The organism is Novosphingobium sp. Sphag1I (genome assembly GCF_056279125.1).
The window spans coordinates 33,276-46,774 of the sequence record NZ_JBWBQS010000009.1 but is presented as its reverse complement, the minus strand read 5'-3'; the positions used below and the strand labels follow the sequence as shown (position 1 = coordinate 46,774).

At 60.8% G+C, this 13,499-nt stretch carries 13 protein-coding genes; 4 read left to right on the top strand and 9 right to left on the bottom strand.

The annotated features are described in order from the left end of the window. Positions 1-20 precede the first annotated feature (20 nt). Positions 21-845, top strand: coding sequence for a type I methionyl aminopeptidase (gene map, locus ACZ9HU_RS11920; RefSeq protein WP_476105188.1), 825 nt, complete (start codon positions 21-23; stop codon positions 843-845). 57 nt (positions 846-902) lie between these two features. On the opposite strand, the gene ACZ9HU_RS11915 is transcribed toward map, so the two are convergent. Both ACZ9HU_RS11915 and katG read right to left on the bottom strand, forming a co-directional pair. Further along, entirely contained in the window at positions 903-1,679 is a 777-nt protein-coding gene (locus tag ACZ9HU_RS11915; protein ID WP_476105186.1) for a sulfite exporter TauE/SafE family protein, read from the bottom strand. Positions 1,680-1,894: 215 nt separating this feature from the next. After that, complete coding sequence (gene katG / locus ACZ9HU_RS11910; protein WP_476105184.1) at positions 1,895-4,078, bottom strand: catalase/peroxidase HPI; 2,184 nt, start codon at positions 4,076-4,078, stop codon at positions 1,895-1,897. Between the two features lie 196 nt (positions 4,079-4,274). Here katG and ACZ9HU_RS11905 point away from each other — a divergent pair, with 196 nt between their 5' ends. Next, a complete protein-coding gene (locus ACZ9HU_RS11905) occupies positions 4,275-5,279 on the top strand; it encodes an NAD(P)H-dependent flavin oxidoreductase (RefSeq protein WP_476105183.1) in 1,005 nt (334 codons plus the stop codon). A 1-nt stretch (position 5,280) separates the two neighbouring features. Continuing rightward, on the top strand, positions 5,281-5,616 hold the full coding sequence (locus ACZ9HU_RS11900) for a hypothetical protein (RefSeq protein WP_476105182.1): 336 nt from the start codon (positions 5,281-5,283) through the stop codon (positions 5,614-5,616). 9 nt (positions 5,617-5,625) lie between these two features. Here ACZ9HU_RS11900 and ACZ9HU_RS11895 read toward each other — a convergent pair whose 3' ends face one another. The 6 genes from ACZ9HU_RS11895 to ACZ9HU_RS11870 all read right to left on the bottom strand — a co-directional run bounded on the left by ACZ9HU_RS11895 (position 5,626) and on the right by ACZ9HU_RS11870 (position 12,076). Continuing rightward, positions 5,626-6,411, bottom strand: coding sequence for a glutathione S-transferase family protein (locus ACZ9HU_RS11895; protein WP_476105181.1), 786 nt, complete (start codon positions 6,409-6,411; stop codon positions 5,626-5,628). Continuing rightward, positions 6,411-7,175 (bottom strand): glutathione S-transferase family protein, encoded by a 765-nt coding sequence (locus ACZ9HU_RS11890; protein ID WP_476105180.1) that lies wholly within the window; start codon positions 7,173-7,175, stop codon positions 6,411-6,413. Before ACZ9HU_RS11890 ends, ACZ9HU_RS11895 begins: the two co-directional genes overlap by 1 nt. Then, positions 7,172-7,543: a hypothetical protein gene (locus ACZ9HU_RS11885; protein WP_476105179.1), complete on the bottom strand. Its 372-nt coding sequence runs from the start codon at positions 7,541-7,543 to the stop codon at positions 7,172-7,174. Before ACZ9HU_RS11885 ends, ACZ9HU_RS11890 begins: the two co-directional genes overlap by 4 nt. Next, positions 7,543-7,971: a c-type cytochrome gene (locus ACZ9HU_RS11880; protein WP_476105177.1), complete on the bottom strand. Its 429-nt coding sequence runs from the start codon at positions 7,969-7,971 to the stop codon at positions 7,543-7,545. Before ACZ9HU_RS11880 ends, ACZ9HU_RS11885 begins: the two co-directional genes overlap by 1 nt. After that, on the bottom strand, positions 7,968-9,545 hold the full coding sequence (locus ACZ9HU_RS11875) for an FAD-binding oxidoreductase (RefSeq protein ID WP_476105176.1): 1,578 nt from the start codon (positions 9,543-9,545) through the stop codon (positions 7,968-7,970). Before ACZ9HU_RS11875 ends, ACZ9HU_RS11880 begins: the two co-directional genes overlap by 4 nt. Before the next feature lie 143 nt (positions 9,546-9,688). Further along, the gene (locus ACZ9HU_RS11870; protein ID WP_476105174.1) at positions 9,689-12,076 is read right to left on the bottom strand and encodes a TonB-dependent receptor; all 2,388 of its coding nucleotides are present in this window, start codon (positions 12,074-12,076) and stop codon (positions 9,689-9,691) included. Between the two features lie 203 nt (positions 12,077-12,279). Between ACZ9HU_RS11870 and ACZ9HU_RS11865 the strand changes: the two genes are divergently transcribed. After that, a complete protein-coding gene (locus tag ACZ9HU_RS11865; RefSeq protein WP_476105173.1) occupies positions 12,280-12,789 on the top strand; it encodes a MarR family winged helix-turn-helix transcriptional regulator in 510 nt (169 codons plus the stop codon). Here ACZ9HU_RS11865 and ACZ9HU_RS11860 read toward each other — a convergent pair. After that, a complete protein-coding gene (locus tag ACZ9HU_RS11860) occupies positions 12,774-13,475 on the bottom strand; it encodes a nuclear transport factor 2 family protein (protein ID WP_476105172.1) in 702 nt (233 codons plus the stop codon). The two genes, ACZ9HU_RS11865 and ACZ9HU_RS11860, sit on opposite strands and share 16 nt — an antisense overlap. Between the last annotated feature and the right edge of the window lie 24 nt (positions 13,476-13,499).

The following is a 13,499-nucleotide window of genomic DNA, read 5'->3' as shown; positions in this document are numbered from 1 at the left end:
TTTGACGCTATATGGGCCGCATGACTCAATATCAGATCGTCGCTGATGGCGACACCGTGCTGCGCGACGGCACGATCAAGCTGCATGGCCCCGCCGGTTTTGAAGGTATGCGCCGTGCCGGTCGTCTGGCCGCGGAAATCCTTGATGCCTTGACCGATGTGGTCAAGCCGGGTGTGACCACGGGCGAAATCGACGACATCGTGCGTCAGATGACGCTGGATGGCGGCGCGGTTCCGGCCACTTTGGGCTATCGCGGTTTTGCGCATAGCTGCTGCACATCGATCAACCATGTGATTTGTCACGGCATTCCGGGTGACAAGGTGTTGAAGGACGGCGATATCGTCAACATTGACGTGACCCCGCTGCTCGACGGGTGGCATGGCGATAGCAGCCGGATGTATCTGGTGGGCGATGTGCCGTTAAAGGCGCGGCGTCTGGTCGATGTGACCTATGAATGCCTGATGATCGGCGTCGATATGGCGCGTCCGGGCGTGCGTCTGGGCGACATCGGCCATGCGATCCAGCGCCATGCCGAGGCCCATCGTTACGGCGTGGTGCGCGACTTTTGCGGCCATGGCGTGGGCCGTCTGTTCCATGATTCGCCCGAAGTGGTGCATGTCGGCACGCCGGGCACTGGCCCTGAATTGAAGCCGGGCATGTTCTTTACCATCGAACCGATGATCAATCTGGGCAAGGCCGGGGTCAAGATGCTCGACGATGGCTGGACGGCGGTGACGCGTGACCGCTCGCTTTCGGCGCAGTTCGAGCATTCGATCGGCATTACCGAGGATGGTTGCGAGATCTTTACCCTCAGCCCCAAGGGGTTGCACAAGCCGCCCTATTGAGCGGTTTGGAATGGACGCAAAAAAGGGGCGGGCCGTGATGGGCGCCGCCCCTTTTCGTTACGCCAGCGCCTTGTAGATCGCAAAGGAACTGGTTGCCATCAACACGATGCTGACCATGATCAGCAGGTTCTTGGGCGAAATCCGCTTGGCAAACCATGCGCCAAAGGGGGCAGCCAAAAGACCGCCGACCAGCAAGCCGCTGGTGACGGTGGTAAAGGCGGAAAAGCCCGAATTGTAGATGAACGTGGCCGATACGGCAAAGGTCAGCAGAAATTCAGCCGTGTTGACGGTGCCCACGGTCTTGCGCGGATCGGTGCCTTGCAACAACAGGTTGGATGTCACCACCGGCCCCCATCCGCCGCCGCCCGAAGCATCGAGAAAACCGCCGACCAGCCCCAGCGGCATCGTGATTTTGGCCTCGTCATGCAGCTTTTCCGAAGGGTAGTGGAACGCCTTGTAAAACAGATAAAGTCCGATGGCGGCCAGATAGGCCATCACCAAAGGCCGCGCCACCGAGGCATCGACATTCGACAACACCGTCGCCCCAGCGACCCCGCCGATCACGCCCGGCACGGCCAGACGCCCAAACAGTTTCCAGTCCACATTGCGATGCAGGATATGGCTCAGTCCCGAAGCGCCGGTGGTGAAGAATTCCACCAGATGGACGCCCGCGCTGGCCCGCGCCGGGGGCACACCCATGGCGCTGACCAGCAAAGTGCTGGAAATCACGCCAAAGGCCATGCCCAATGCGCCATCGACCAATTGCGCGGCAAAGCCGATGCCAACGTAGGGCAAAATCGCTTCAATGTTTAACGAGGCGAGGGTGAAGGACACGCGTGACTCTCTTATCTCTGACGCCGCCCATTGTGACGGGCGATTGTGGACCTCTAAAGAACCAGATTAACGCGGAGCGTGCAGCAAAGAAATTCTATTGATATGCTTGAGATTGAATATTCCAAGCAAAACCCCGCCTCCAGCATGGCCGAAGGCGGGGCCGTTTAGAACCGGGGTGAGGGATGGTCCCGGTTCCTATGCGCCAATATGGTCTATCAGAGATCGAAGCGGTCCGCCTCCATCACTTTCGTCCATGCCTGGGCAAAGTCATTCACGAAACGTGGCAATGCATCGTCGGTGGCATAATGTTCGGCCAATGCCCGCAATTGCGAGTTTGAACCAAAGATCAGATCGACCCGGCTGCCCTGCAACTTGGCTGCGCCCGTTGCTCGATCATGGCCGGTAAAGGTGCCATCTTCATTCTGTTTCCACACCAGCGCCGTGGTCGCGCCCAGCAGGTTGCGGAAGAAGTCATTGGACAACACCCCTTCGCGGGTTGTGAACACGCCCAGCTTTGAACCACCGCTGTTGGCGCCCAGAACCCGCAGGCCGCCCACCAGCACCGTCATCTCCGGCGCCGTCAGGCCCAGCAATTGCGCGCGATCGACCAACAGTTCCTCTTCCGACCGCGCCATCGGGCCGGAGCGGAAATTGCGGAAACCATCGACCTTGGGCTCCAGCACGGCAAAGCTTTCCGCATCGGTCTGTTCCGCCGTGGCATCGGTGCGGCCCGGCGTGAAGGGCAGGGTGATGTCCACCCCCGCCGCATTGGCCGCCGATTCCACCGCCGCCGTGCCGCCCAGCACGATCAGATCGGCCAGACTGATCCGCTTGGGCGCATAGGCTTCATCGAAGCTGGCCTTGATCCCGGCATAGACCGTCAGGGCCTTTGCCAGTTCGGCCGGATCATTGACCGCCCAATCGCGTTGCGGCGCCAGAGCGATGCGCGCGCCATTGGCCCCGCCGCGCCGGTCCGACCCGCGATAGGTGCTGGCCGAGGCCCATGCCGTCGCCACCAGACGCCCGATCGACAGGCCCGAATCCAGAATGGCCGTCTTGAGCAAGGATATATCCGCGTCCTCGATCAACGGGTGATCGACCACCGGCACCGGGTCCATCCAGATGCGCGGTTCATTGGGAACCTCGCTGCCCAGATAGCGCGTGATCGGCCCCATATCGCGGTGGGTCAGCTTGAACCAGGCCTCGGCAAAGGCCTGCGCCAATTGATCGGGGTTTTTGTGGAAATTCTCACTGATGGCGCGATAGGCCGGGTCGGTGATCAGCGCGATATCGCTGGTGAACATAATGGGGGCGTGACGCCGCGCCGGATCATGCGCGTCGGGCACCGTGCCTGCGCCGGCATCACCCTTGGGCTTCCACTGGTGCGCGCCGGCGGGGCTCTTGGTCAATTCCCATTCGTAACCCAGCAGCGTGTCGAAATAGCCATTGTCCCATTGCGTCGGGTTCGGCGTCCACGCGCCCTCCAGCCCGCTGGTGATGGCATCGCCGCCGCGGCCCGTGCCGTGGCTGCTGATCCAGCCCAGACCCTGCGCGGTGATATCGGCCGCTTCGGGATCGGGGCCGATAAGGGCGGCATCGCCTGCGCCATGCGCTTTACCAAAAGTGTGGCCGCCCGCGATCAGGGCCACGGTTTCGACATCATCCATCGCCATACGGGCGAACGTGTCGCGAATGTCGCGCGCCGAAGCCATCGGGTCGGGCGTGCCATTGGGGCCTTCGGGGTTCACATAGATCAGGCCCATCTGGACCGCGGCCAGCGGATCTTCCAGATCGCGGTCTCCCGAATAGCGTTCGTCATCCAGCCATTTGGCTTCCGGGCCCCAATAGACGTCGTCTTCGGGTTCCCAGATATCCTCGCGCCCGCCGCCGAAACCGACCGTGGGCAGGCCCATCGATTCCAGCGCGCAATTGCCCGTCAGGATCATCAGATCGGCCCAGCTCAACGCCTCGCCATACTTCTGCTTGATCGGCCAGAGCAGCAGGCGAGCCTTGTCCAGATTGACATTGTCAGGCCATGAATTGAGCGGGGCGAACCGCTGATTGCCGGTCGAGGCCCCGCCGCGTCCGTCAAACGTGCGATAGGTGCCCGCGCTGTGCCAAGCCATACGGATGAACAGCGGGCCATAATGGCCGTAATCGGCGGGCCACCAGTCCTGACTGTCGGTCATCAGTGCAAAGATGTCGGCCTTGACCGCGTCCAGATCGAGCGCGGTGAAAGCCTGCGCATAATCGCCCTGTTTGGGTGCGACCTTTTCGCTGTGCTGAGACAGGATTTTCAGGTTCAGCCGGTTGGGCCACCACATGTCATTGGTGAGAGCGGCGACCACCGCCGTTCGGCTGGCTTTTGCGTGAAACGGGCATTTCGATTCGGCGTTCATGGTGCATCCCCTTTGGTTTGCCTGATGGCCAGAGCACTATCTTATGTTTATTGATCGACTAAACTGCATGATTGTATGACAGTGATCGAATTTGCCGATTGTGGTATTCAGCATGGCTTGCCTGTTGCGCGGTTGCGAACTAAGGGCCCGCATCGGATTTCGCGCGCGCCGCGCCACCAGACAGGAGTATACGCCCATGCCCACCAAGACTGAAGCGCTGATGGCGCGCGGCAAGGAATTTCTGGGCACCGAATATGCGATCCTGTGCGGCGCGATGAGCTGGGTTTCGGAACGCAATCTGGTGTCGGCCATCAGCAACGCTGGTGGCTTTGGCGTGATTGCCTGCGGGGCGATGACGCCCGAATTGCTGGACGCCGAAATCGAGGCGACCAAGGCGCTGACCTCCAAGCCCTTTGGCGTCAACCTGATCACGATGCACCCCAAGCTGTTTGAGCTGATCGAGGTTTGTGCGCGTCATGGCGTGACCCATGTGGTTCTGGCCGGCGGCATCCCGCCCAAGGGCAGCGTCGAGGCGATCAAGGCTTTTGACGCCAAGGTGCTGGTTTTCGCCCCCACGCTGGCGCTGGCGAAGAAACTGCTCCGCAGCGGCGCGGATGCCTTGGTGATCGAAGGGTCGGAAGCGGGCGGTCATATCGGTCCTGTTGCAACGTCCGTACTGGCCCAAGAGTTCCTGCCTGCTCTGGCCGAAGACCACATTGTTTTTGTGGCGGGCGGCATCGGTCGCGGTGAGGCAATCGCTTCCTATCTGGAAATGGGCGCGGCGGGCGTGCAATTGGGCACCCGTTTTGCCGCGGCAAGCGAGAGCATTGCCCACCCCGATTTCAAAAAGGCCTTCTTCCGCGCCGCCGCGCGTGAGGCGGTCGCCAGCGTTCAGGTTGATCCGCGTCTGCCGGTGATCCCGGTTCGTGCGCTGAAAAACAAGGGCACCGAGGAATTCACCGCCAAGCAGCGCGAAGTCGCGGCCAAGCTGGATGCGGGCGAAGTTGACATGCACGATGCGCAGTTGATGATCGAACGCTACTGGGCCGGTGCGCTGCGCCGCGCGGTGATCGATGGCGACGTTGAAAATGGCTCGCTGATGGCGGGTCAGTCGGTGGGCATGGTCACCAAGGAAGAGCCGGTGGCCGACATCATGCAATCGCTGATCGCGGAATGCGAAGCAGCGCTCAGCAAGCGCTGAGATGGCACGCGCCGATCGTCTGGAACGGCTGGAAAGCCAGCGTGAAGAGGCCGAGGCCGAATATCGCGATGCCTTGATTGCGGCGCTGCGGGTGACCTCGGCGGGCCAGTGGGGCCTGTTTGATCATCAGCAGGATCGCCATGCGCGGGCCAAGGCCGCCCCGATGGTGGCCCAGCTTGATGAACTGGCCGATACGGTCAACGATCTGCGCGAAAAGCTCGGCATGGAGGAATTTGCCCTCCACGCCGAGTTTTTGGCCGCGCGCGGCCCGGTGCGCTCTGACGCTTTGGGCGAGCCGAAGAAGGCGGCGGCCTGGTTGGTTAAACTGGGGGCTTAACCCCAACGCCTAACCCCAACGGTTGATTTCCGGTCCGGGCGCCCAGACCCTTTCGGGATGGGCCACCGTTGCGCGGGCAAGGGCCGATTGCACGCTGGGCCGCGTCGCCATCCGCGCCATCCATGCGGTCGTCAGCGGTTTTCCGGCAAACACTTCGGGCAACAGATCGACCATGCCGACCAGCCAGCCATAGGTTTCAAAATCGGCAATCGTGATCGGCCCCATCAGCCACTCACGCCCATCCTCCAATTGCTTTTCGACCATGGCGGCGGCGTCGGCAATCTTGGTCTTGCTGTCGGATTGCTCGGTTTCGGGAAAGGCCCCGCCGCGCGTGTCGATCCAGCGTTGGCGCAGATCGGTGGAGGCAATCGCAACAGTGATGGCATCAAAGTCCCCGTCGCTCATCGCGGCCAGAACCGGCGCGGCATAGGCCTGATTGCCCAGAAAGGCGGCGGCGGGCGCGCATCTTTCGGTGATGCGGCGACACCACATCATCATTTGCCAATGGGTATAGGGATCCTTGGGTTGTAACCCCGCCCCCGCCAGTTCGTCGAGATATTGGGCAAGGAACACCGATTCCTGACAGGCCTCGCCTTCGATCACCAACAGCGGCCCTTCGCCCTCGACGCCGATGTCGCGGGCCAGCGGTTCGGTAATGCCGGGAATCGTGTGCCTTTCGCCCGCCAGCAGGTTGATGGGCCGCGTTTCGATGCGATCCGAAAGCCCGCATTCGGCCAGAACGGCCAGAACCGACAGGCTCGGCCCATTGGGCTGTCCATGATAGAGCACAGCCATCAGTCGATCCCTTCCATAATCAGGCTGTAACGATGGGCCAGATCGGTGCGGCCCATCGCCCATGTCCGCTTGACCGCATCACGTTCGTACACCCGTTTCAACCAACGCATGATGTTGGGCGTTTTGTCTTTCCCCGCCAGATCCGGTTGCGACAAAGGCAGCGAATAGGTCGAATTGAAGATATTGATGTCGGCAAGGCTGTAGCCATTCGATCCGACATAATCGCGCTTGCCCAATTCCTCCTCCAACAAGGCGATGCCATAGGCCACGCGGCGGCGGCTTTCGGCCAGCTCGGCCTCGCCAAATTGCCCGCTGATCGCCTTGCGCCATGCCACGCGCCGTTCGGGCAGGGGGATGCGGTCAATGGCGGCCTCCAACTGGGCCGGATCGCGTTTGCGCACCATTGGGCCGACGAAGACGCTCCACCCGATCATGGAGAAACTTGGGCCAAGCCATTGGTCCATGAATTTCATCCACCAACGGATGCGCCAGCGTTCAAGCGGATTGTCGGGCATCAGCGCCGGGCCGTCGAAGGCCTCGTTGACATATTCCATGATGGCGGTGGATTCGACCAGCACCCGCCCGTCATGCACCATGGCCGGAATCGTGCCCTGCGGATTGATGGCCAAATATTCGGGTCGGTGCTGATCAAAGGCCAGCATGTCGATGTAATGGCTGTCGAAGCCCACGCCCTTTTCCATCAGCGCCAGCATCGGCTTTCCCGAATTGGCGTTGGGTTCCCAGTGATAGAGGGCGACGCTCATGCCTTGGCACTCTTGGTCAAGGTCCAGCGGAACAGATGATCGCGCGCGGAAATGGGCGCAGGGCTGGGGCGATCGTCGGCGCTGCGCATGCCGTCGAGGCGCAGGGCGAGCGAGAGCGCGACATAGTCGCTGCGCCGCGTCAGTCCCTCGACGCGGGCGATGGCACCCATCCTGCGCGGGTCTATCCGCCCCTGCGCCAGATCGTGGCGCAGGTTGTGGGACGATGCGGCGGCAAAACCGGCGCTTTCTGGGATGCGGCTGTCATAGACCAGCAGAGTGCGCGAGGCGGAGGCCAAGGCGGGCCGCGCGGCGATCAGCCCTGCGGCGCCTGCCCCCTGCATCATACGGCGGCGGGATAGGCGCAGCATCACTTCTTCCCCTTTGCCGGTTTTTGGGAAAGATAGACGGCCACCGCATTCAATTCCGCATCGGTCAGGTCCACACGGGTCTGTGCAGGCATCGCGCCTTTGCCGCCGCGCACCACGGCTTTGACATAATCGGCCGTCAGATCGCGCCGATTGCTGAGCAATCCGTCCGAGGGCGGGCGCTTCATCATCATCATTTGCTTGGTCAGCAGGTTGGTGCCCATGCCGCCCGCAAAGTGGCAATAGCCGCAGGAATGTTCAAAGATCGCCTTGCCATCGCGTCCCGGTTGCAAACGGTCGCCGGCGGGTTGGGGCGCGCGCATCTGATAAGGCGGCAATTCCGGCACGCTGCCGGGCGCCCCCGGAGGCGACGCCAGCACAGCCACCGGGGCGATCATGGCCGCAAGGGCCATCAGGGACAGGCGGCTCATTGCGCGCCCTCCTTCTGCATGGTGCGATAGGCCGATGGCCAGACGCCCTGTTTGCCTGGCGCGATAATGCCATTGGGGTCGAGCGCATCCTTGATCTTTTCATCAAAGCGGCGCAGCGCGTGATCATTGAAATCAAAAGTTTCCATCACCCGGTCCATCCAGCCAAGATGGGTGCGATATTCGCCATATCCCGCCTTGGCGGTCTCGGTGATCAGCGCGTTGAACAGCTTTTTCATGTTATCGACCTGCGCCGCATTGTCGCGGTCATACATCAGCATGTTGACATTATTGGCAAAACGCCCGCCGATGGTGAAGCTGGCATAGAAATCGACATCGTGATCGGCGATGATCTTGCGGCTGCGCTTCAACTGTCCCATCACATGGTCGCCCGTGGCGGGTACGACGGGCGAAAAGCCCAGATGCGCGCCCCGGCCGCCGACCCAATCCGACATTTGCAACGGAACCGCCGATGGCGTCCCCAACGTCAGGTCGAGCGGCGGTTTGGGATCACCCTGACGCCACCAGACCTCCATCGCGGGGGCGGCAAGGTGGCGCTTGAAGGCCGATTTGATGACTTCGGCCTTGGCCTTGTTCACATTTTCATCGCCATAAAGCCGGATCGAGACGCGCCAGTAGCCAAGGTCATATTGTTTCAGCAATTCCTTGACGCGCCATTCGGGCATGGCGGTGGGCTTGTCCCAGAAATCCTTGCGCGTGCCCAGCACGACGATCTTGCCCAGCCAGCTTGGGATAAAGACATTCTGGTCGATCAGTCCGGCGATTTTCAGCGGCGTGACCGTGTCGATAACCCAGCCGATGTCCTCTTCATTGGGAATGTCCCAGGTCAGTTCGAGGCTGGTTTCGGGCGCGGGCTGCATCCAGATTCCGGCCTTGGTCACGACGCCCAAATTCGACTGGCTGAAGGCCAGATCCCATGTCGGGCCGTAATTCATCGGGAACAGGTGCCAGGCCGGATTGTCCTTCATCGCGCCCATGCCGGTGCGCAAAAGATCGCCATCGGGCAGCACCGCCTCGATCCCGCACAGGTTGCGCGCGTGCAATCCATAGGGCGTATAACCAATGCCATGTTCCAGAGCATTGCCGATCACGCTGCCCCAGCCGTTGCCGGGGACCGAGAGCCACAGCGGGGCCTTTTGCCGCTCGACCTCGTCATGCAGGTCGAAAAAGCCCACGCCCGGTTCCACCACCGCATAGGCCAGTTTGGGGTCCAGTTCGAGGATGCGGTTCATCCGCCCCATGTCCAGCACCACCGACCCGGCCATGCGCGGCGCGGCGGTGCCATAGCCAAGGTTTTTGCCCCGCGCGACGGGCCAGAGCGGCACCTTGTATTCATTGGCGATGCGCACGATGGCGCGCACTTCCTCGACGGTCGCGGGGGCCACAGCGGCCGAGGCGGGCCATTGTTCGGCCGGACCGGGGGCATAGCCATCGGCATAGGCATCGCGATCCGAATCGGATGACATCACCCATCCGGCCCCCACAACCCCGGCAAAAGCCTTGAGCGCGGCGTCAAAGGATTGCGGGCTAACCCGCGGTGGCAGGGTCAGTTTCACGGACCTCTTCCTCTCCATTTTTATAACAATTGTTATCGATCATGCGTATCGTGGGCGTCCCTGTCAACCGGGAAAACACATGGATAAAAAAAGGGGCAGGTCCGCAGACCCGCCCCCAAAAGAATGTTTAAAATCTATCGTTATCAGAACGACTTGCGCACCGAGATCGCCCATTCACGCGGGCGGCCAACATTGCTGTAAACCGTGCCTGCCGAGGCATAGAGCGCCTGAAAACGCAGCGGCAGATAGTAGTATTTGTCAAACAGGTTCGACACTTCAAAGCTGATCGCCAGATCCTGCTTGGGATTTTTCCAGGTCAGGCGCGCATTGGCGATGGCAAAGGCCGGGTTATAGTCCAGCGGGCTGGCCACCGTCAGGCGACCGATCTGCTGCTTGCCGGTATAGGCAAGGTCAAAGCGCGGGGTCAGCGTGCCGTTTTTGCCGCCCAGATCCGCCTTGTACTGGATGCCGAAACTGCCGCGCCAGTTGGGCGAGGTGATGGGATCGGTCAGCTTGATCGAGGTAACCTGCGCGCTGATCCGGTTCCATTCGCCATCGATCCAGCTCAGGCTGCCATCGATGTCCAGACCTTCAATCGGGCTGGCGCTGACTTCGGCTTCAAGGCCCCACATTTTGCCGTCACCGGCATTTTGGATCGCGGCGCAGGGGAAGGGATCGGTGCCGGGCGCAAAACCATCAAGCAGCGAGCAGTCCGAGATCGGCAGCTGGATGTTTTTGTAGTCATTGATGAAACCGGCAAGGTTCACGCGCAGACGACGGTCGAACAGATCGCTCTTGATGCCCAATTCATAGGAGGTCAGCGTTTCGGGACGGAACGTGCCATTGGTGGCCTGCGTCTTGGTGAAGGGACGCGCCGTGACGCCACCGCCCTTAAAGCCGGTGCTGACCGTGGCATAGGCCATCAATTGCGGATTGAAGCGATAGTCGGCCGAAATGCGCCAGTCGAGCTTTTCGCCGTCATAGTTGGCCTTGCTGCCATTGAGCGCGCCAACCCCGAACGGATCGACCAGCGGGCCGCCCGACCAGTTCTGACGCACGAACGTATAGTCCTTGTGCTCGCTGGTATAGCGCAGGCCGCCCGTCACGGTCAGCGCGGTTGTGGGGTGCAGGATGACCGTGGCAAAACCGGCCTTGGAATTGGCCTTCACCGGGTCATTGCCCTGGAATTGCAGATAGAAGCTGGGCACATTCGGCACGATGTAGCGGATGTCCTGACGCGTGAAATAGACCGAGGTCTGATCATTGTAGAACCCGCCGACGGTCCATTCACCCAACGTGCCGATCTTGCCGTTCAGGCGCAGTTCCTGGCTGAAGAAGCGGAAGGTCAGGTCGTTATACCCGGCGCCGCCCGCCGGGGCATAGGGGGTGAAATCATCGTCCGTGCCAAAGGTCTGATGATACTTGCGATAGGCCGTGATCGCCTGAAGGTTGAGGTTGTCGCTGATCGTGTACTTCAGGTTGCTCGACACGCCCCAGCCGGTGAACATCGTGTTCAAGGGCATCGTATAGGCCTGTCCCGCCTGACCACCGGCGGGCATGTAGAAATTGGCGTAGGTGCAGAAATTGCCGCAACGGAAATCGACACCGCCGGTCTTGGCCGTGTTGTTGACGGTCAGAACGCTGGCGGCATTGCTGCGGTTTTCATAGGTGTAATCGCCCGAGATGATCCAGTCGATCTTGTCATTCGGATTGTAACGGATCGAGGCGCGGGCACCGGTGTAGTTCTTTTCACCCAGCTTGCCGATCACGCAGCCTTTGCCGGTATTGGCATTGCCCGTGATCCCCAGCGAGTTGCCGGGATTGGCGCAGCCATAATCGATCATGTTCACATAGCCGTCCTGGCGCTTGTGAACGCCCGAAACGCGCACGAACAGCGAGTCGGTCAGCGCGAAATTCATGCTGCCGCGCAGGTCCAGACGGTTGCGCGCACCATAGGCGGCCTCGATATTGCCCGAATTTTCCGCGCTCGGCTTGGTCGAGAACATCTTGATCGCGCCGCCGATCGAGTTGCGCCCCGTCAGCGTACCCTGCGGCCCGCGCAGCACTTCGACCCGGTCAAGGTCGAGAAGGTCCATCACCGAACCCGTCAGCGAGGCATAATAAACATCGTCGATATAGATGCCCACACCCGGTTCATAGGCGGGGTTAAAGTCGTACTGACCAACACCGCGAACATAGGCGGCCATCGATGAACCAAAGGCGCCGCCCATTTGCGTGAGCTGGACGTTGGGGGCCTGCGCTGCGATCTGGCTGATGTCGGTCTGGTTGCGCGATTTCAACAGGTCGGAATTGACCGCCGTGATCGAGAGCGGCGTGTCCTGAAGTTTTTGCGAACGGAACTGGGCCGTCACCACGATTTCTTTCAGCCCATGCTCTTCGGCGGCGGGCGGGGCGTCGGCCGCAGGCGCCTCGGCCGCAAGGGCGGGCGCGGACAATGCGCAGGCCAGAGCCGGGATAGCAACCGCATGAACGAGGCGCGCGCGAGTAAAGATGCCAAAAGTCTTGGCCATGATTCCCTCTCCTATATCGGGCTTTTTCCGCCCTGATGTTTGTGAGTGATACATACGAATTTTGACTTGGCAAGAAGGCGTGCCGGATTTTCTTGAACACAAGCTGCTTGCGGGGGTCACTGATGCGAAAAGGTCACATTCGTTAATGTGAAAAGGGGAAAAAACTTGCCATTCCGCCCCTGAATGTGGTTAGTTTCACCACCATGAACAGCAGTAACAGCATGCCCAATTCCATGACGGAAACTCTGGCCGAGGACGATCTGACCCCGCTTCTGATCAGCCTGCTCAAATTGTGCAGCCTGATCGGTGATCCGATGAAGGTGGGCGTTTGTGACCCCTTTGATGCCTCCACCAGCGAGGTGAAAGTGCTGATGGCGCTGGCTGGTGAAGGGCCGCTGGCTGGACATGATCTGGTGCATATGACGGCCATGTCTCCGATGAATGTCAGCCGGGCGATTGCGGGGTGCAAGTCGCGCGGGTGGGTTGAGGATTATAACGACCCGGAAAATCGCCGCCGCCGCCCGGTCCGCCTGACCGCGGAAGGCGAGGCGACCTATCGCCAGATGCAGCCCATGCTGCACGGCGTGGCGGAAAGTTTGTTGGGTAAATTGACCGTTCGGCAGCGCCGGGAAATGGACAATCTGACCTCGCTTGTGCTGCGCCGCATCGCCGAATGGGACGCGGCACAGCCCAAGGATCAGGCCGGTTCCTGAACCTGATTGGCCAAAGCCGCGCCAAAGCGCGGATGGGCAAAATGCATCGGAACATCATGGCGATAGGGCCAAGTCTGGCGCAATTCGGCGGTGCGGATTTCATCCGGACCGATCGGATTGGCCGGATAGCATTCGGTCAGGGGCTGGAGATGCGCAGTGGTCTTTGACCAACCTGCTTCATAATCGCCCTGCCACTGCATCATGTAATCAAGGCGTTTGATTTTCCAGACGCCATTTTCCTTCACGTAATCATTCTCATAGATGCCCGCCTCCATGAATTGCAGCGGCAGGCCCTGCGGCTTGAACTCGCGGCTTTCGTGGCTGCCGCCAAACAGCATGCCGCGGAAACGGCCCTTGGCGGTTTGCCCGTCGGGGGCGATGGTGATGATGTCCTGCATCTGGAAATGGTCGAGCAAAAAGCCATAGGCGGGGCCTTCCTCGCCCGGCGCCAGGAACAAGGATTTGAACCATGTGCCATAGAGGCGATAGGCGCCTTCACGCCCCTTGTAGATGCCGGAAAGAAAGATAACCTCGCCATCCTCGGCAAAGAGATTGGCAACATCTTCGGCGCGGTTAAAATCGATATAGTAACCATAGGCCCAGTGCAGGCGGCGGATCGCGTTAATATCCTCCAATTCCTGCACACGGCGTTCCAGCGCGGCCAGACGGGTGTCTGTATCAGCCATTTCACTCTCCCATATTGCCAGCCC

Excerpts from the sequence above, each read along its gene's own strand:
- map (WP_476105188.1), top strand. The coding sequence starts at position 21 with ATGACTCAATATCAGATCGTCGCTGATGGCGACACCGTGCTGCGCGAC.
- katG (WP_476105184.1), bottom strand. The coding sequence starts at position 4,078 with ATGAACGCCGAATCGAAATGCCCGTTTCACGCAAAAGCCAGCCGAACG.
- ACZ9HU_RS11905 (WP_476105183.1), top strand. The coding sequence starts at position 4,275 with ATGCCCACCAAGACTGAAGCGCTGATGGCGCGCGGCAAGGAATTTCTG.
- ACZ9HU_RS11900 (WP_476105182.1), top strand. The coding sequence starts at position 5,281 with ATGGCACGCGCCGATCGTCTGGAACGGCTGGAAAGCCAGCGTGAAGAG.
- ACZ9HU_RS11895 (WP_476105181.1), bottom strand. The coding sequence starts at position 6,411 with ATGGCTGTGCTCTATCATGGACAGCCCAATGGGCCGAGCCTGTCGGTT.
- ACZ9HU_RS11890 (WP_476105180.1), bottom strand. The coding sequence starts at position 7,175 with ATGAGCGTCGCCCTCTATCACTGGGAACCCAACGCCAATTCGGGAAAG.
- ACZ9HU_RS11885 (WP_476105179.1), bottom strand. The coding sequence starts at position 7,543 with ATGCTGCGCCTATCCCGCCGCCGTATGATGCAGGGGGCAGGCGCCGCA.
- ACZ9HU_RS11880 (WP_476105177.1), bottom strand. The coding sequence starts at position 7,971 with ATGAGCCGCCTGTCCCTGATGGCCCTTGCGGCCATGATCGCCCCGGTG.
- ACZ9HU_RS11870 (WP_476105174.1), bottom strand. The coding sequence starts at position 12,076 with ATGGCCAAGACTTTTGGCATCTTTACTCGCGCGCGCCTCGTTCATGCG.
- ACZ9HU_RS11865 (WP_476105173.1), top strand. The coding sequence starts at position 12,280 with ATGAACAGCAGTAACAGCATGCCCAATTCCATGACGGAAACTCTGGCC.
- ACZ9HU_RS11860 (WP_476105172.1), bottom strand. The coding sequence starts at position 13,475 with ATGGCTGATACAGACACCCGTCTGGCCGCGCTGGAACGCCGTGTGCAG.